The organism is Pseudobacillus badius, assembly GCF_002189605.1.
In the GTDB taxonomy this organism is placed as follows: domain Bacteria; phylum Bacillota; class Bacilli; order Bacillales; family Domibacillaceae; genus Pseudobacillus; species Pseudobacillus badius.
In genome coordinates this window covers 440,675-457,951 of record NZ_MWMM01000002.1, presented here as the reverse complement: position 1 = coordinate 457,951, position 17,277 = coordinate 440,675, and the positions used below count along the sequence as shown (strand labels likewise).

The following is a 17,277-nucleotide window of genomic DNA, read 5'->3' as shown; positions in this document are numbered from 1 at the left end:
AGTGCCGCTGATGGAACAAGGGTCAATGGATTTGTTTGCCAATGGGGAAAAGTACGTTAAAGGCCGGCACCTTGTTACGATCTTTCATAATGAAGAGAATTTTTACTCTGTTCTGCGTGTTCGTGTGCTGGAAACAAATGAGGCCTGTGAAGACAAGGAGGTAGTCGTTACCGGTTACTTTCCGCAAATTCATGAACAGGAAGTGTATGTTTTTTATGGCGCTTTCAAAGACCATCCGAAGTTCGGGCGCCAGTTTCAAGCCCGTCATGCCCAAAAAGAAGTGCCGCAGACAAAGCAAGGCATCATTACTTACTTATCCAGTGACTTATTTAAAGGGATTGGAAGAAAAACAGCAGAAATGGTGGTTGAAACGTTAGGAGAAGGAGCGATCTCCAAAATCCTTGATCATCCGTCTGTGCTTGATGAGGTGCCGCGCCTTTCTGCGGATAAAGCGAAAAGCCTGTATGAAACCCTTCTTGAACACCAGGGGCTGGAGCAGGTGATGGTGGCGCTTAATCAATACGGATTCGGTCCGCAGCTCTCAATGAAGATTTACCAGGCGTATCAGCAGCAGGCTATTGAAATCATTCAAAAAAATCCTTATCAGCTTGTTGAAGATATTGAAGGGATTGGCTTTGGACGAGCCGATGAGCTTGGCGCACAGATCGGCATTGATGGAGAACATCCTGATCGTGTGAAGGCCGGTATCTTATTTACCATTGAGCAACAATGCATGCAAGAGGGGCATTGTTATTTAGAATCGGAACAGCTGTTGCAGGAAGTCAAGGCTTTGCTGGACAAGAGCGGCAAAGAGCAAGTGTCTTTTGAAGCAATTGCCGAGCAGCTGATCGTTTTAGAGAAAGAGGGAAAAGTAGTCGGGGAAGAGAGCCGGGTGTTTTTGCCCTCTTTATATTTTTCGGAAAAAGGTCTTGTCGCCAACATTGAACGTTTGCTCAAGCAAACAGAGTATGAAGATCAATTTCCTGAATCAGAGTTTCTGCTGGCGCTCGGCGATTTAGAAGAGCGAACCGGCGTCCAATATGCCCCTTCTCAAAAAGAGGCGATCCAAAAAGCACTTATGTCACCAATGATGATTCTGACAGGGGGACCGGGCACAGGAAAGACAACGGTCATTAAAGGCATTGTGGAGCTTTATTCCGAACTGCATGGCTGTTCGCTTGATCCCAAGGCCTATGGAAAAGATGAGCCATTTCCAGTGAAGCTGGCAGCGCCAACCGGACGGGCGGCCAAACGAATGGCAGAGTCGACAGGGCTTCCAGCGGTCACTATCCACCGCTTGCTTGGATTCAGCGGCCAGGAAACACATGAAGACGAAGACAGCCGGGAGGTGCAGGGGCGGCTGCTCATTGTGGATGAAGTATCAATGGTTGACATCTGGCTCGCTCACCAGTTATTTAAAGCATTGCCGGATGATATGCAGGTTGTGCTTGTCGGTGATGAGGATCAGCTTCCATCTGTGGGACCCGGACAGGTGCTGAAGGACTTGCTTGCATCCGGTGTGCTTCCGACTGTTAAGCTAACGGATATTTACCGGCAGGAGGAAGGGTCCTCCATTATTGAAATGGCTCATGAAATCAAAAGCGGCCAGATGCCGTCCAACTTAACAAAGCAGCAAAAGGATCGTTCTTTTATCGCTTGCCATGTTCAGCAAATCCCTGAAGCAGTGGAGCAAGTGGTGAAAAGTGCAATTAGAAAGGGATTTACGGCGAAAGACATCCAAGTGCTTGCCCCCATGTATAAAGGGCCTGCGGGAATTGATCGTCTAAATGAAATTTTGCAGGAGATTCTTAATGCCAACCCGGACGGCTCCCGTAAGCAAATTGATTTTGGAGGCGTTCACTACCGTATTGGCGACAAGGTGCTTCAGCTTGTGAACCAGCCGGAGCAAAATATTTTTAACGGTGACATCGGAGAAGTAGTGTCCATCTTTTTTGCAAAAGAAAATACAGAAAAGCAAGATATGGTTATCGTCTCTTACGAAGGAAATGAAGTCACCTATACAAGACAGGACTTAAATCAAATCACTCATGCCTTCTGCTGCTCCATCCATAAATCACAGGGAAGCGAGTTTCCGATTGTCATTCTCCCGGTTGTAAAGAGCTACTACCGGATGCTGCGGCGTAATCTGCTTTACACAGCTATCACGCGCAGCAAGCAGTTTTTGATTTTGTGCGGGGAAGAAGAAGCTTTTCGGATCGGCATTGAACGTAATGATGACCTTATGCGTAAAACGGCGTTAAAAGAAAAGTTAATGAAGGCGCTAGCGGAGGAAGCATCAGAAGGGGAGGCGTTTCGCTCCGTGGCATTGACTGAAGAAACAATTACAGCCATCGATCCGATGATTGGGATGGAAGAGATCACACCTTACGACTTTTTATAAGCTTATAGGTATAAAAATGAGGAGCACCGGGCACGCTGTTTGCAAAAAGCGTGCGAGGTGACGCCCATGATTACATGTCCAAACTGTCAAAGTAAAGAGCTGGGGAAGATCGGAACAAACCAATACTATTGCTGGGGCTGCTTCATTGAACTTTCCATTGAGAAAAATGTGATTTCTGTTCATCAGGTCGAAGAAGACGGCTCTCTAAGCTCTCTTAACGATCTTTTTGAAGAAGAAAAAAGAAGAATGGGCTGATTAAAAAGCAGGGACGGCTGTTTTTCCAAAAGAGAATCGGCTTGCGGAGAACTCATTTCTTTGCACTCTCAGTTAGCCGGCAAAAGGAGGTTCGGAATGGCTTTATTCTGACCCCCTCTTGCCGGTTTTTTCATTGTTTTCAGCAGAATGAATAAACCAGCGGCATCTAGCAGCAAACTATATAAAACAGTTTGATTAAAGGGTGTCGGATCCGATGGAAAATAAGTTGAAACTAAAATGGCTGTATTTAGCGTGTGCTGTTCTTCTCACGTTGCTGGCAGTGTACGTTCTGTATTTATTAAGCCCAGTGCTCAGTCCAGTGCTTCGGGGAATTGCAGTAAGCCTGATGCCTTTTTTGCTCGGGGGCTTCATTGCTTATTTGCTGCACCCGCTCGTAGAGAAGATGACCGAGCAGGGCGTTTCGAGAACGATGGCGATTCTGCTTATTTATATATTGTTTTTTGGCATCATGGGCATCGGCTTAGTTAGAGGCATTCCCCTATTTATTGAGCAGCTGAGAGAATTGTCGCAAAGTGCCCCCGAGCTTTCCAAAATGTATGAAGAAAAGGTTGTTGCCCTTGAGGCAGAAACGCTGACGTGGCCGGACGGCGTACAGGAAAAAATTCATAACCGCATTATCGGCTTTGAGCATTGGCTTTCTGGTCTTGTGGAAGCATTCATGAATATTCTTATGAAAATGGTTAACTTTTTGCTGGTGCTGGCCGTGGTGCCCTTTATCTCTTTTTACCTGCTTAAAGACATTCATCGCGTAAAAAAAGCAGCGTGGACATTTACACCGAGAAAGTGGCGGACAAGAGCGCTTCGATTCGTCAGGGAGCTGGATAGCTCATTGGGGGGCTATATAAGGGGGCAGCTGCTTGTATGTTTAGCTATTGGAACGGCAGCGGCTTTGCTGTTTACATTTATCGGGCTTAAATATGCGATTCTGCTCGGATTGATTATCGGCATTACCAACGTGATCCCTTATTTTGGTCCGATTATCGGTGCGGTCCCCGCTGTTTTCGTCGCATTGACGATGTCCGGAAAAATGGCGTTGTACACGGCTATTATTATGCTTGCTTTGCAATTCATTGAAGGCAATGTATTATCGCCGTGGATTGTCGGCAAGAGTGTGCACCTTCATCCGCTTTTTATTATCGGGGCATTGCTGCTAGGCGGGGAAGCAGGGGGCGTGGTCGGCTTAATTGTCGCTGTTCCGGTTCTTATTGTTTTTAAAGCAGCTTTCATGGCAGAGCGGCGGGTAAAAGTCCGTTTACAAAAAGCTCCGCATTGACAAACACATTTAAAGTTTTTTATAATTTCGTTATATCTTAACAAATCTAAATCAATGATGGATCAAGTATGTTATAGTCCACCTAAGTGCAGGGCACATCAGAGAGAAGCTTCCTTGGCTGGAAGAAGCTTCGGGTGAAGGATAACGGAAAGCTAGTCCGGAGAGCAGCTAATCCCTGCCGTTTGCCGCGTTAAGGCCTTTGAGAGATGAATCGGCAGGTGTCTGTCCGGTTCATAATCAGGGTGGTACCGCGAAAAAGCTTCGTCCCTGTCCGGGGAACGGAGCTTTTTTTGTTGTCTCAAAATAATATGCTTAATTCATTACTTAACAGGAGGAATCACAGATGAAAACGTTGACTGGTGCTCAAATTCGTCAGATGTTTTTAGAGTTCTTTCAGGAAAAAAACCACCGTGTGGAGCCGAGCGCTCCGCTCGTGCCGCATGATGACCCGAGTCTGCTGTGGATCAACAGCGGCGTGGCGACACTGAAAAAATATTTTGACGGCCGTGTGATCCCTGAAAATCCGCGGATTGTCAATGCGCAAAAGTCCATTCGGACAAATGATATCGAAAACGTAGGTAAAACAGCCCGCCATCATACGTTCTTTGAAATGCTCGGCAATTTTTCAATTGGCGAATATTTTAAGAAAGAAGCGATTCATTGGGCTTGGGAATTTTTAACCGATAAAAAATGGATGGCTTTAGACCCGGAAAAGCTATCCGTCACCATTCATCCTGAGGATGACGAAGCCTTTAAGATTTGGCATGAGGAAATGGGCGTGCCGGAAGAGAGAATTATCCGTCTGGAAGGGAACTTCTGGGATATTGGCGAAGGACCAAGCGGACCAAATACAGAGATTTTCTATGATCGCGGTGAATCCTATGGAAATGATGAAAACGACCCGGAGCTTTATCCTGGCGGTGAGAATGAACGTTATTTAGAAATCTGGAACCTGGTATTTTCTCAATTCAATCACAATCCTGATGGTACATATACGCCGCTGCCAAAGAAAAACATTGATACAGGCATGGGGCTTGAGCGGATGGCATCGGTTATGCAGGAAGTGCCAACGAATTTCGATACAGATTTGTTTATGCCGATCATCGAAGCGACAGAAGCTATTTCTGGGGAGAAGTACCGTGAAACAGTTGAAAAGGATGTAGCCTTTAAGGTAATTGCCGACCATATTCGGACAGTTGCCTTCGCCGTCGGGGACGGAGCTCTTCCATCAAACGAGGGCCGCGGCTATGTTCTTCGCCGCCTGTTGCGCCGTGCTGTCCGCTACGCGAAGCAAATTAACATTCATCGTCCATTCATGTTTGAGCTTGTTCCTGTAGTGGGTGAAATTATGAACGACTTTTACCCGGAAGTGAAAAACAAGCAAGAGTTCATTCAACGAGTGATTAAAAACGAAGAAGAACGTTTCCATGAAACCTTGCATGAAGGCTTAACCATTTTGTCAGCGGTCATTCAGTCAGCGAAGAACAACGGCTCCAATACAATTGCCGGAGCGGACGTATTCCGTTTATATGACACATACGGTTTTCCGGTTGAGTTAACAGAAGAGTATGCCGAAGAAGAAGGCATGGAGATTGATCATGAAGGCTTTGAACAAGAAATGGAGAACCAGCGCGAACGTGCGCGTGCAGCCCGTCAAGATGTCGGGTCCATGCAAGTGCAGGGCGGAGTGCTTGGTGAGATTAAAGTGAAAAGTGAATTTACCGGCTATGATGAGCTGACAGCTGAAGCTACAGTTGAAGTAATCATTGCCAATGGCGAAATTGTGGATAGCGCGCAAGCAGGCGAGGCCGTTCAATTCATACTAAGCCGCACTCCTTTCTATGCTGAAAGCGGCGGTCAAACAGCGGATAAAGGAGTGATTGAAGCGGAAGGTGTGCGCGCTGCTGTTCAAGATGTTCAAAAAGCGCCAAATGGGCAGAACATCCAGCATGCCATCATCGAGAGCGGCGTATTAACAACCGGTCAAACAGTTACTGCCCGTGTTGACGCGGCTTCACGCAACAAAATTATTAAAAACCATACAGCCACTCACTTGCTTCATCAAGCATTGAAGGATACTCTCGGCACACACGTTAATCAGGCCGGCTCGCTTGTTGAACCGGACCGCCTGCGCTTTGACTTCTCTCACTTTGGCCAGGTGACACCTGAGGAACTGGAGCAAATTGAAGAAATCGTCAATGAAAAAATTTGGAACAGTCTGGCTGTAGGAATTGCCCACAAATCAATTGATGAAGCGAAAAAAATGGGGGCAATGGCCTTGTTCGGTGAAAAATACGGAGATGTTGTCCGCGTTGTTTCTGTCGGCGACTACAGCTTAGAGCTTTGCGGCGGCTGCCACGTGCCAAATACTTCCGTCATCGGCCTGTTCAAAATCGTTTCAGAGAGCGGAATCGGTGCCGGAACACGCCGGATTGAAGCGGTGACCGGAGAAGCAGCCTATAAATTCCTGAACAGCCAGACAGCACTTTTGAAAGAGGCGGCAAATAAGCTAAAAGCGAATCCGAAAGATATTTTGGCAAAAGTAGAAAGTTTACAGGCGGAAATTAAAGAATTACAGCGCGAAAATGAATCACTTTCCCAAAAATTGTCCAATATAGAAGCAGGAAGCCTTCTCGACAGGGTACAGGAAGCAAATGAAGTCAAGTTCCTTGCTGCTCGTGTACAAGCAACAGATATGAACAATTTACGCTCAATGACTGATGAGTTAAAGCAAAAGCTTTCATCCGGCATTATCGTGCTCGCTGCTTCTACGGGAGATAAAGTGAATATTGTTGCTGCGGTGACGAAAGATTTAGTTGAGAAAGGATACCATGCCGGCAAGCTGGTCAAAGAGGTAGCTACGCGCTGCGGAGGCGGCGGGGGCGGACGTCCGGATATGGCACAAGCGGGCGGAAAGGACCCGGAAAAAATAGAGGAAGCACTTAATTTTGTGGAAGACTGGATTAAATCCGTTTGATTCCATGAAAATTTATTGTACAATGGGAATAACTTGTACAATAGGGAGTTTTCACTTTCAAGCCTAAAGCGAGGTGCTATTAATGAGCTCTTTTGATCAAACGATGAAATTTAATTTTCCGGAGGAACCGTTTGAACAGAACGTGGAAGAGGTACTTTTTAAAGTGTATAAGGCTCTTCAGGAAAAAGGGTATAATCCGATCAACCAAATTGTCGGGTATTTGCTTTCCGGCGACCCCGCATATATCCCGCGGCACAACGATGCACGTAATTTGATTCGTAAGCTTGAGCGTGATGAAATTATTGAAGAGCTTGTGAAAACATATTTAAAACAGCAGCGAGAGGAATAAATCTTTATGAGGGTTATGGGCTTAGATGTCGGCTCGAAAACAGTCGGTGTCGCCATCAGCGATGAATTAGGCTGGACCGCGCAGGGCGTGGAAACGATTCGGATCAATGAAGAAAAGTATGATTTTGGTTTAGGACGCATTGAAAGCTTGTGCAAAGAATACGGCGTTGAAAAATTTGTCGTCGGGCTGCCTAAAAACATGAATAACACGATTGGCCCGCGCGGAGAGGCCTCAAAAGCCTTCGCTGAAAAGCTAGAAAAGCGCTTTTCGCTGCCTGTTGTTCTCTGGGATGAACGCTTGACGACAATGGCAGCGGAAAGAGTGCTTCTTGAAGCAGATGTAAGCCGCAAGAAACGCAAAAAAGTGATTGATAAGATGGCTGCCTCAATGATTTTGCAAGGGTTTTTGGACAGCCAAAAATAATGAGGTGAAGAGAATGGAACACGGAGAAAGACAAATTACAATTATTGATGAAAACGGCAACGAGCAGCTATGTGAAGTGCTTTTCACATTTGATGCTGATGACTTTAACAAGTCTTATGTGCTATATTTCCCAGTTGGGGCGGAAGAAGACGACAACGAAGAAATTGAAATTCACGCGTCTGCTTTTACTCCTGGAGAAGACGGTGAAGACGGCGAGCTTCAACCGATTGAAACAGATGAAGAGTGGGAAATGATTGAAGAAATGCTAAATACATTTCTTGAGGAAGAAGAAGAATAATCCAATCATCAAAAGAGGCCGGGATGCTATTGCTTCCCGGCTTTTTCCTTTCTCCTTTTTCTTAAAAGATGTAGTATAATAAAAAAGAAAAGAGAGGGTCGTTATTTGTTGAAAGGAGTAAGTGTATGTCGAAACAATCCTATATCCAGCCGCCGGGTAAAAAGAGACGGTTGAAAAAAGCTATTTTTTTTGCCGTTCTTTCATTGCTGCTGATTCTTGGCGGACTGACAGCAGGCGGTTACTTTTTCATTCAATCTGCCTTAGAGCCTGCTGACAAAACAGATCATCATCCGATCCAGATAAATGTTCCTATCGGTTCAAGCTTATCTGTGATTGCTGAAAAACTAGAAAGCGAAGGAATCGTAAAGAATGCAGAAATTTTTAAATATTACGTGAAGTATAAAGGGGAAGGCGACTTTCAAGCGGGTGAATATTCATTTACTCCAAGCATGACGATGGATGAATTGATTAAAAGCTTGAAAACGGGAAAGGTAATTGGACAAGGAAAAGTGAAAATCACGATACCAGAAGGATTCCAATTAACACAGATTGCTGCCGCGATCGGGAAAGAGACAGGCCGTTCCGCTAACGATGTGCTCAAAGTAATGAACGATCGGGCATTTATTAAAGAAATGATGAGCAAATATCCCGAGCTGCTGACGGAGGAGGTATTTGCTGAAAAAATTCGCTATCCGCTTGAAGGATATCTTTATCCGGCTACTTACCATTATGCAGACAAGAAAAAGCCGGTTAAGGCAATAGTAGAAGATATGCTCAAGAAAACGGACAGCGTGCTTGTCCAGTACCGGACATCGATGGCAGCCAAGCAAATGAGTACGCATAAGCTGCTCACCCTTTCTTCCTTGATAGAAGAGGAAGCAACGGAAAAGGCAGACCGCCATAAGATTTCAAGTGTATTCTACAACCGCTTGGCAGCAGGGATGCCGCTGCAAACAGACCCGACCGTATTATATGCGCTCGGCAAACATAAAAAACGGGTTCTTTATGAGGATCTAGAAGTAAATTCTCCTTATAATACCTACAAGGTAAAGGGACTGACGCCAGGACCAATCGGCAATAGCGGTGTTTCATCAATGGAAGCTGCTTTAAATCCTGCAGACACTGATTTTCTTTATTTCCTTGCTTCTCCAGCAGGGGATGTATATTACGCGAAAACATTGGAAGAACATAATAAGCTAAAGGAAAAATACATTACTGGTCACTATGAGAAGCAAAACCAATAGGCAGAAGCATCGCTTTTTCTGTGCCTTTGTGGTAAAATAGTTCAAGTATTTTTGGGAAGAAAAGTCGATAACTGATCATAAAGCAGAAAGCTGGCGGGCTTTCTTCTTTTTCTTGTCGATGAAAGCAACCTTGCTTCTTCTATTTTGAAGATTAAGCTTTCCTGCCGAGACCGTGATGGGCTTGCCGCGGGGACAATATATTTGCTTCCTTAGGCAGACCATGGGTAAGTAAGGCGCTTTTGCTTTGACATAAAGCCTTTTCGAAAAGGAGAGTATGATGGAAAACAGGATCGATCATTATATAGAATCGTTAATTAAAACCAGGGAGCCGCTGTTTGCCGAAATGGAAGCTTTTGCCCGGGAACATCGTGTCCCGATTATGGAGCCGGCTGGTATAGAAGCACTGCTCCAAATTATGCGTATTCAGCAGCCCAAGCGGATTCTGGAGATTGGCACAGCTATCGGCTATTCTGCCTTGCGCATGGCTGCTGCTTTGCCGGATGCGGAGGTTGTAAGCATTGAACGGGATGAGCAGCGTTATCGCCAGGCGATGAGTTATATTGGCCGTTCTGAGTACGGAAGCCGGGTAGAGGTTTTATTCGGGGATGCACTTGAACTAGTGGATAAAGCTGGAGAAAAGGGGCCGTATGATGCTATTTTCATTGATGCGGCCAAAGGACAATACACTAAATTTTTTGAACGCTATTCCGCATGTTTAACAGCCGAAGGGACGGTTTATACCGACAATGTCTTATTTAAAGGCTACGTTGCGGGTGTTCCGGCTGAATCTAAACGGATTATTAATTTAGTAAAAAAAATTCAATCTTACAATGAATGGCTGATGAATCATCCGGATTTTGATACGGCATTGTTTCCGGTAGGCGATGGTTTAGCTGTCAGCCGCAAAAGAGGTGGAAAATAACGTGAAAAAACCAGAATTACTTGTTACGCCGCATAGTGTTGCTGCGATTGATCTTCTTGCAGAAGCGGGAGCCGATGCTTTTGTTGTTGGAGAACAGCGCTACGGACTGCGTCTTGCAGGCGAGTTTAGCAGAACAGATATTGCACAAGTGATTGAGAAGGCTCATGCTAAAGGAAAGAAAGTGTACGTAGCAGTGAATGCGATTTTTCATAATGACATTGCCAATGAACTAGATGAGTATATCGCATTCGTGAAAGAAGCGGGAGCTGATGCCATTGTTTTTGGAGACCCGGCTGTTCTAATGGCTGTTCGTGCAGCAGCTCCTGATATGCCGCTTCACTGGAATACTGAAACTACAGCAACAAATTACTTTACTTGCAACTACTGGGGAAAACGCGGAGCAGTGCGAGCAGTTCTTGCAAGGGAATTAAGCATGGAAGAGATTATTGAAGTTAAAGAGCATGCCGAGGTAGCGATTGAGGTACAGGTGCATGGCATGACATGCATGTTCCAATCGAAGCGGCCGTTATTAGGCCATTATTTCGAATACCAGGGCAAAGTAATGGAAATTGAAAATCGCAAAGATGCGAAAAATATGCTTCTGTACGATAAAGAACGTGAAAACAAGTATCCAATTTTCGAAGATGCAAATGGCACACACATCATGAGCCCTAATGATATATGCATCATTGATGAATTGGCCGAACTGATTGAAGCAGGAATTGACAGCTGTAAAATTGACGGAATCCTTCACTCACCCGAATATTTGCTCGAAGTGACGAAGCTTTACCGCCAGGCGATCGATTTGTGTGCAGAATGTCCAGAAGAGTACGAGGAGATTAAGGACGAGCTGCTAGAGAAGATTGAAGATTTACAGCCGGCACACCGCCCGTTAGATACAGGCTTCTTCTTCAAGGAAACAGTTTATTAAAAAAGGAGGAACACTCGTGAGTGCGGTTATAAACGAGAAAATTTCAACGACTGTCGATGGAAAGCGGGTTATTGTAAAAAAACCGGAATTGCTGGCGCCGGCAGGCACATTGGAAAAATTAAAGATTGCCATTCACTATGGAGCGGATGCCGTATATATCGGCGGCCAGGAATATGGGCTCCGTTCCAATGCAGGAAACTTTACATTGGAACAAATGAAAGAGGGCGTGGAGTTTGCCAAAAAGTATGGGGCAAAAGTCTACGTAACAACAAATATTTATGCGCATAATGAAAATATCGACGGTTTGGAAGATTACTTGCGCGGTTTGCAGGATGCCGGCATCACCGGTATTATTGTAGCCGATCCGCTCATCATTGAGACATGCCGTCGTGTGGCCCCGAAAGTAGAAGTGCATTTAAGTACACAACAGTCGTTATCTAACTGGCGCGCTGTGCAATATTGGAAAGAAGAAGGGCTGCATCGTGTCGTCCTTGCGCGGGAAACAACGAGTGAAGAAATGCGCGAAATGAAGGAAAAAGTAGATATCGAAATTGAAACGTTCATTCATGGAGCTATGTGTATCGCCTATTCTGGCCGCTGTGTGCTGAGCAATCATATGACTGCCCGTGATTCGAACAGGGGCGGATGCTGTCAGTCATGCCGCTGGGATTATGATTTGTATTCTTTAGAAGAGAACGGCGAACAAGCTCTATTTTCTAAGGATGATTCTCCTTTTGCAATGAGTCCAAAAGACTTAAAGCTGGTTGAGTCTATTCCCAAGCTTATTGAATTGGGGATCGACAGCTTAAAAGTTGAAGGACGCATGAAGTCCATTCATTATGTAGCGACTGTTGTCAGTGTGTACCGCAAAGTCATCGATACGTATTGTGCAGACCCGGATAATTTCCAAATCCGCCAAGAATGGCTGGATGAGCTTGAAAAGTGTGCGAACCGCCCGGCGGCTCCTGCCTTCTTTGAAGGAACGCCTGGTGTTGAAGAGCAGCTATTCGGTGTGCATGGCAAAAAAGCTTCCCATGATTTTGCCGGTCTTGTTCTTGATTATGAAGAAGAGACAGGGATGGTCACTTTACAGCAGCGCAACTTTTTCCGCCCTGGAGATGAAATTGAATTTTTCGGACCGGAAATTGATAACTTTACCCAAACGGTGGGCACGATTTGGGATGAGCAAGGAAATGAATTGGACGCTGCCCGTCATCCGCTGCAAGTGATCCGTTTTCAAACAGCCAAACCGGTATATCCGAATAACATGATGCGAAAGGGGCTTGAATAAACTTCATGGACCAGAAGCCAGTTGTTATCGGTGTTGCCGGCGGCTCCGGCTCCGGCAAAACAAGTGTTACAAAGTCAATAGCCGAACATTTTCGAGGGCATTCGGTTATGGTGATTGAGCAGGACTACTATTATAAAGATCAAAGCCATTTGCCGTTTGAAGAGCGGCTGAAAACTAACTATGATCACCCGCTTGCATTTGACAATGATTTGCTTATCCGCCATATCGAGAAGCTGATTCGATATGAAGCCGTTGAAAAGCCGATATATGATTATGCCCGTCATACCCGTTCAGCTGAGACAGTCCGGATGGAGCCGAAAGATGTCATTATATTAGAAGGCATTCTTGTGCTCGAAGATGAACGCTTGCGGGATTTAATGGATATTAAGCTCTTTGTCGACACAGATGCAGATTTGCGCATTATTCGCCGCATGATCCGCGATATTAAAGAGCGGGAGCGCTCGTTTGAGTCTGTTGTTGACCAATATTTAAATGTCGTCCGGCCGATGCACAACCAATTTATTGAACCAACGAAGCGCTATGCGGATATTATTATTCCGGAAGGCGGCCAAAACCATGTGGCCATCGATTTGATGGTAACAAAAATTCAAACGGTTCTTGAACAAAAAGCCATTTTATAGTATCTTTTTATGAAACAGACATAATCTTTTAAAAACAAAGGCTGTCTCAACCATTGTAGCGGGCTTAATTGGCGCGCTCATATATAGAGGAAAACGCTTTCTCTATATATGAATGCAGTAAAGCTCCTCTAAATGAGACAGCCTGCTCATGTTTATTGTTTTCCTGCACCAAGGAAGGCGTCGAGATGAAAAGGAGTGGAAGGGACTTGTCAACAGAAAAAGTATACCCAATGACTAAAGAGGGGAAAGAAAAGTTAGAGCAGGAGCTAGAGTACTTAAAATCCGTTAAGCGCAAAGAGGTTGTGGAGAGAATTAAAATCGCCCGCAGCTTTGGTGATTTATCGGAGAACTCCGAATATGATTCTGCTAAGGAAGAGCAAGCCTTTGTAGAAGGGCGCATTGGTACGATTGAGGCAATGATCCGCAATGCTGAGATTATTGAAGAGGACAACAGCAACGTGGTTTCCTTAGGAAAAACGGTCGTATTCATTGAGCTGCCGGATGGAGAGGAAGAAACTTACACAATTGTCGGCAGCGCCGAAGCTGATCCGTTCGAAGGAAAAATCTCCAATGATTCTCCTATTGCAAAAAGCCTGCTCGGCAAAGAAGTGGGCGATGAAGTCATCGTTCAAACACCTGGCGGCGAGATGAAAGTGAAAATCGTCTCAATTAAATAATAGACGTACCAAAAGCGTTAAAGGCAACTAGGCCTTTAGCGCTTTTTTTTCAATCCGATCATTCAATGACCATCTTGTGATACAGAGGGGAAGCTGAGGGCTGAAAAAGGGCCATCCGTTTCTCGCTTCTTTCTTTATAGATGTTTGGCATTTGAATGGCTCTAAAAACAACACTACACTTTCACGGAGCTTTCGGTTAAAATAGCTTCATGTTCCAGTGCAGTCATGATAAAATGTGAATGATGCCGAAGAGAGAGGAGTCGTAACATGGCACAATCATCGCGTACAGAAAGAAAATCTAAGCGAAGAAAAACCAATCGAATTTTAAATACCGCCATTGCTGTCGTTGTTCTTTTAATTGTTGTTGTAGGCTTTACTATTTTTTCTGGCGGTGGAAAAGATGAAGATCCGCAGCCGCCGAAGCCGAAAACAGAAACACAGCAGTCTGCAGCCAAGGAAAAAGAGGAGCCATCCACCGATGTTAAAACCTCTGATGTGAAAGAAGAGGATGAAGACAAGGCTGATAAAGAAGATCAAACAGATAAAGAACAAAAGGATAAAGAACAGAAAGACAAGGGCGAAGTCATTGAAAAAGAAAGTGATGAGCCGAATGTTGAAAAAGAAATCATTGATCCAAATTGGACAGGCATCGGCACTTCACAATCAGGACAGCATACTTCTTCCTTTGATACAGGTTCAGTAGACTGGGAAGAGAAAAAAGATGCATTATCTTATGCGACAGGCATTCCTAAAGAAGAGATGGTCGTTTGGTATATTAGCGGAGACGGCCCTAAAGGGGCAATTGGAACAGTCTCCAAGAAAAGCGACCAGGATAATGCTTACCGCGTATACATTAACTGGGTAGAGGGCGAAGGCTGGAAACCTCAAAAGATGTATAAGCTGGAGCATAACGATAAAGGGCGGTAAGACGCAAGAGAGACTGTCCAATAAGTCTCTAAAATAAAAACAGATCGAGAAAAAGGGGCCGACCCAAAAAGTCATTTTTCATGACCTTTTGGGACAGCCCGTTTTTTTTGTCAGGGCCGTGTTACTTCGCTTTAAAGTGAACGACTGCGGAAAAGTGTTTATGCCCGTCTGCATCCATTTGCATTTGATGAGTAACAGAGTGGACGCTGAGGAGGATCGCTCGGTTTTGTTCAATTTTTTCAGCGATTTTCTTTTCTAGAGCCGCCAAACTGCTGGCTTCAAAAAATTCAACTTTATCTTCAATTAAATCTAGATGGAACTGCATAGTTTTTCTCCTTTCGGGTTGAACTGGCTTCTGTTTTATGTATACAAGATAGGAGGCAGAAGTGGCAAGCGATTTTGGCGAAAAAATGTTAAAATGGGACAGGTAAGTGCAAAAAACGGAGGAATATAAAATGAAAATAGCCATTATCGGAGCAATGGAAGAAGAAGTAGTTATTTTGCGTGAGCAAATGGAAAATCGGAAGGTAGAAACGATTGCCAACAGCGAGTTTACAACGGGCACATTAAACGGAGCTGATGTGGTTTTATTGCGTTCCGGCATTGGGAAAGTAAATGCCGCCATGACGACCGCTATTTTGCTGCAGCACTTTCGGCCAGATGCTGTGATTAATACCGGTTCCGCAGGCGGATTAAATCCTGAACTGAATGTAGGCGATGTCGTGATCTCTGCAGAAGTGCGCCATCATGATGTGGACGTGACGGCATTCGGTTATGAATATGGCCAAGTTCCGCAGCTGCCTGCCGCTTTTGCAGCAGATGAGAAGCTTGTGAATATCGCTGCAGAGTGCGCAGCAGAAGACAGAGAGGAACAAGTGGTTAAAGGATTGATTGCAACGGGAGATTCATTTATGAGCGATCCAGAGCGTGTGCTGGCGATCGGCGAAAAATTCACCGGCTTACAGGCCGTTGAAATGGAAGCGGCGGCTATCGCCCAGGTTGCTTATCAGTTTGGCACTCCATTTGTAGTCATTCGTTCGATCTCGGATATCGCCGGCAAGGAGTCCGACATTTCGTTTGAACAATTTTTGCCGAAAGCAGCCCGTCATTCCGCCAATCTTGTTGTGAGTATCGTTGACCGGCTCGCCCGGCAGTGAATTGTGAAGAATTTGTGAAAAGCGTGCTACAACTTATTCTTTTTGTGGTACATTAATAACAAATAGCTTTTTTGACTGTGTAAGGAGTGAGGAAGAATGGTCATGATGATTATGGGGTTGCTGCTTGCTACAATTATGGGAATATTAGTATCAGTTACAATCGATTAAACAGAAGAGCAGAAGGCGCCCTAGGCGGCGGGCGAGTGTTCTTCAGCTTCCTGGCTGAATGGAATGTCTCTAAGCCGCCAGCGCGGCAGCAAAAAAGATGTAAAGACTTTGACAGAAATTAAAAACGGCTTCCGCACTGGAAGCCGTTTTTTTCATTGTTTAATGCCCTCTCCCTTTTTCTTCCCGATAAAACTCATGAAACATTTTCATTAAGGCCCGCTTCTCAATGCGTGATACATAGCTGCGGGAGATGCCGAGTTCTTTAGCAATTTCACGTTGCGTTTTTTCATCATTTTGATTTAAGCCGAAGCGGGCAATAATCACTTCTTGCTCGCGCTCATCCAGAACGCGCAAAAATTTCAGTACTTTTTTCAGTTCGATCGTTAATAAAATGTGCTCCAGCACGTCTTCGTCTTCCGATTTTAAAATATCGAGCAAATTAATTTCGTTTCCTTCCTTGTCATGGCCGATCGGATCTTGGAGCGATACATCTTTTTTTGTTTTCTTTAAGGCACGCAAATGCATTAAAATTTCATTTTCAATACATCGTGCAGCGTATGTAGCCAGTTTTGTGCCTTTTCCTCCCGAATAGCTTTCAATGCCTTTAATTAAACCGATGGTTCCAATAGAGATCAAGTCCTCAGAATCCTCGCCGGTATTTTCAAATTTTTTAACAATGTGCGCCACGAGCCGAAGATTGTGCTCGATCAACTTGTTGCGGGCCTCTGCATCCCCTTTCGCCATTTGCTCCAAGTACATTTTTTCTTCTTTAGGAGATAAAGGCTGAGGGAAGGCGTTGTTTTTTACGTAAGAGACGAAAAATAGTAATTCTTTTACTGCGTAGGACAAAGCAGCAAGAATGCCGAGCATTGAACCTCCTCCTTTAATAAATCTGGTATTGTCCTAAGTGTATGAGGAAGGAGCGGCTGATTTGCCTGTCCCTTGGATATTTCCAGAGAAAAACGGGAGGAGCGGGTCGGCTCTTACATGAAATGGGGATAAAAAACCGGAGAACTCCGGTTGCAGACTGCAGCTGAAGTCAACGAAAATTAAAGCTGTCCGCTGTCTTTTTAGCTTGTGAGTGAATGGATAGTTTTTTCTTTCCATTCCAGGCGCTTCGCTTTCCGCGGGGCGGGCGGCAAGCCTCCTCGGCGCGAAAAGCGCCTGCGGGGTCTCGTCTGTCCCGCAGCTCCCGCCGGAGTCTGCGCGCCTTCCATTCCAATCAACAGGTATATAAAAAGAGGATAGCTGTATAGAGATATCTATTTGAAACTGGAATAATCGTGCCGTTATCCAACGTCTGAATGAAAAATCAGCCGTCT

The 17,277-nt window shown here is 45.0% G+C and carries 17 protein-coding genes; 15 read left to right on the top strand and 2 right to left on the bottom strand.

What is annotated here, in order from left to right; all coding sequences use genetic code 11:
- Positions 1–10: 10 nt before the first annotated feature.
- From recD2 to B1A98_RS05370, 14 genes are all read left to right on the top strand, one after another.
- Positions 11–2,401: an SF1B family DNA helicase RecD2 gene (gene recD2, locus B1A98_RS05435; protein WP_170808528.1), complete on the top strand. Its 2,391-nt coding sequence runs from the start codon at positions 11–13 to the stop codon at positions 2,399–2,401.
- Positions 2,402–2,467: 66 nt separating this feature from the next.
- The gene (locus B1A98_RS05430; RefSeq protein ID WP_041097411.1) at positions 2,468–2,656 is read left to right on the top strand and encodes a hypothetical protein; all 189 of its coding nucleotides are present in this window, start codon (positions 2,468–2,470) and stop codon (positions 2,654–2,656) included.
- Between the two features lie 214 nt (positions 2,657–2,870).
- Positions 2,871–3,950 carry an AI-2E family transporter gene (locus B1A98_RS05425; protein ID WP_063385504.1) on the top strand — a complete coding sequence of 360 codons (1,080 nt, stop codon included), beginning with the start codon at positions 2,871–2,873 and terminating at the stop codon, positions 3,948–3,950.
- 343 nt (positions 3,951–4,293) lie between these two features.
- Positions 4,294–6,927 carry an alanine--tRNA ligase gene (alaS, locus tag B1A98_RS05420; protein ID WP_063385505.1) on the top strand — a complete coding sequence of 878 codons (2,634 nt, stop codon included), beginning with the start codon at positions 4,294–4,296 and terminating at the stop codon, positions 6,925–6,927.
- Between the two features lie 82 nt (positions 6,928–7,009).
- Positions 7,010–7,276 (top strand): IreB family regulatory phosphoprotein, encoded by a 267-nt coding sequence (locus B1A98_RS05415; RefSeq protein WP_041097404.1) that lies wholly within the window; start codon positions 7,010–7,012, stop codon positions 7,274–7,276.
- A gap of 6 nt (positions 7,277–7,282) precedes the next feature.
- On the top strand, positions 7,283–7,699 hold the full coding sequence (gene ruvX, locus B1A98_RS05410; protein ID WP_063385506.1) for a Holliday junction resolvase RuvX: 417 nt from the start codon (positions 7,283–7,285) through the stop codon (positions 7,697–7,699).
- A gap of 13 nt (positions 7,700–7,712) precedes the next feature.
- Positions 7,713–7,997, top strand: a complete 285-nt coding sequence (locus B1A98_RS05405) for a DUF1292 domain-containing protein (RefSeq protein ID WP_041097400.1) — start codon at positions 7,713–7,715, stop codon at positions 7,995–7,997.
- A 125-nt stretch (positions 7,998–8,122) separates the two neighbouring features.
- Positions 8,123–9,241, top strand: coding sequence for an endolytic transglycosylase MltG (gene mltG / locus B1A98_RS05400; protein WP_063385507.1), 1,119 nt, complete (start codon positions 8,123–8,125; stop codon positions 9,239–9,241).
- 274 nt (positions 9,242–9,515) lie between these two features.
- The gene (locus tag B1A98_RS05395) at positions 9,516–10,163 is read left to right on the top strand and encodes an O-methyltransferase (protein ID WP_063385508.1); all 648 of its coding nucleotides are present in this window, start codon (positions 9,516–9,518) and stop codon (positions 10,161–10,163) included.
- Between the two features lies 1 nt (position 10,164).
- Positions 10,165–11,094: a peptidase U32 family protein gene (locus B1A98_RS05390; protein WP_063385509.1), complete on the top strand. Its 930-nt coding sequence runs from the start codon at positions 10,165–10,167 to the stop codon at positions 11,092–11,094.
- Positions 11,095–11,122: 28 nt separating this feature from the next.
- Positions 11,123–12,385, top strand: a complete 1,263-nt coding sequence (locus tag B1A98_RS05385) for a peptidase U32 family protein (protein ID WP_370511055.1) — start codon at positions 11,123–11,125, stop codon at positions 12,383–12,385.
- 5 nt (positions 12,386–12,390) lie between these two features.
- Positions 12,391–13,026, top strand: a complete 636-nt coding sequence (gene udk, locus B1A98_RS05380) for a uridine kinase (protein ID WP_063385511.1) — start codon at positions 12,391–12,393, stop codon at positions 13,024–13,026.
- Positions 13,027–13,232: 206 nt separating this feature from the next.
- Positions 13,233–13,703 (top strand): transcription elongation factor GreA, encoded by a 471-nt coding sequence (greA, locus tag B1A98_RS05375; RefSeq protein WP_041098219.1) that lies wholly within the window; start codon positions 13,233–13,235, stop codon positions 13,701–13,703.
- Between the two features lie 267 nt (positions 13,704–13,970).
- Positions 13,971–14,630, top strand: coding sequence for a YrrS family protein (locus B1A98_RS05370; RefSeq protein WP_063385512.1), 660 nt, complete (start codon positions 13,971–13,973; stop codon positions 14,628–14,630).
- Between the two features lie 121 nt (positions 14,631–14,751).
- Here the strand turns inward: B1A98_RS05370 and B1A98_RS05365 are convergent, their stop codons facing one another.
- Positions 14,752–14,955: a DUF2536 family protein gene (locus B1A98_RS05365; RefSeq protein ID WP_041097385.1), complete on the bottom strand. Its 204-nt coding sequence runs from the start codon at positions 14,953–14,955 to the stop codon at positions 14,752–14,754.
- 130 nt (positions 14,956–15,085) lie between these two features.
- Between B1A98_RS05365 and mtnN the strand changes: the two genes are divergently transcribed.
- Positions 15,086–15,787: a 5'-methylthioadenosine/S-adenosylhomocysteine nucleosidase gene (gene mtnN / locus B1A98_RS05360; protein ID WP_041097383.1), complete on the top strand. Its 702-nt coding sequence runs from the start codon at positions 15,086–15,088 to the stop codon at positions 15,785–15,787.
- A 327-nt stretch (positions 15,788–16,114) separates the two neighbouring features.
- Here the strand turns inward: mtnN and sigK are convergent, their stop codons facing one another.
- Positions 16,115–16,825: an RNA polymerase sporulation sigma factor SigK gene (sigK, locus tag B1A98_RS05355; protein WP_063385513.1), complete on the bottom strand. Its 711-nt coding sequence runs from the start codon at positions 16,823–16,825 to the stop codon at positions 16,115–16,117.
- Positions 16,826–17,277: the final 452 nt, after the last annotated feature.

Bases quoted from the DNA above. Each gene is read 5' to 3' on its own strand.
- B1A98_RS05405 (WP_041097400.1), top strand. From the start codon at position 7,713: ATGGAACACGGAGAAAGACAAATTACAATTATTGATGAAAACGGCAAC.
- B1A98_RS05365 (WP_041097385.1), bottom strand. From the start codon at position 14,955: ATGCAGTTCCATCTAGATTTAATTGAAGATAAAGTTGAATTTTTTGAA.
- B1A98_RS05370 (WP_063385512.1), top strand. From the start codon at position 13,971: ATGGCACAATCATCGCGTACAGAAAGAAAATCTAAGCGAAGAAAAACC.
- ruvX (WP_063385506.1), top strand. From the start codon at position 7,283: ATGAGGGTTATGGGCTTAGATGTCGGCTCGAAAACAGTCGGTGTCGCC.
- mtnN (WP_041097383.1), top strand. From the start codon at position 15,086: ATGAAAATAGCCATTATCGGAGCAATGGAAGAAGAAGTAGTTATTTTG.
- B1A98_RS05425 (WP_063385504.1), top strand. From the start codon at position 2,871: ATGGAAAATAAGTTGAAACTAAAATGGCTGTATTTAGCGTGTGCTGTT.
- recD2 (WP_170808528.1), top strand. From the start codon at position 11: ATGGAACAAGGGTCAATGGATTTGTTTGCCAATGGGGAAAAGTACGTT.
- udk (WP_063385511.1), top strand. From the start codon at position 12,391: ATGGACCAGAAGCCAGTTGTTATCGGTGTTGCCGGCGGCTCCGGCTCC.
- B1A98_RS05395 (WP_063385508.1), top strand. From the start codon at position 9,516: ATGATGGAAAACAGGATCGATCATTATATAGAATCGTTAATTAAAACC.
- B1A98_RS05415 (WP_041097404.1), top strand. From the start codon at position 7,010: ATGAGCTCTTTTGATCAAACGATGAAATTTAATTTTCCGGAGGAACCG.
- mltG (WP_063385507.1), top strand. From the start codon at position 8,123: ATGTCGAAACAATCCTATATCCAGCCGCCGGGTAAAAAGAGACGGTTG.
- sigK (WP_063385513.1), bottom strand. From the start codon at position 16,825: ATGCTCGGCATTCTTGCTGCTTTGTCCTACGCAGTAAAAGAATTACTA.
- alaS (WP_063385505.1), top strand. From the start codon at position 4,294: ATGAAAACGTTGACTGGTGCTCAAATTCGTCAGATGTTTTTAGAGTTC.
- B1A98_RS05430 (WP_041097411.1), top strand. From the start codon at position 2,468: ATGATTACATGTCCAAACTGTCAAAGTAAAGAGCTGGGGAAGATCGGA.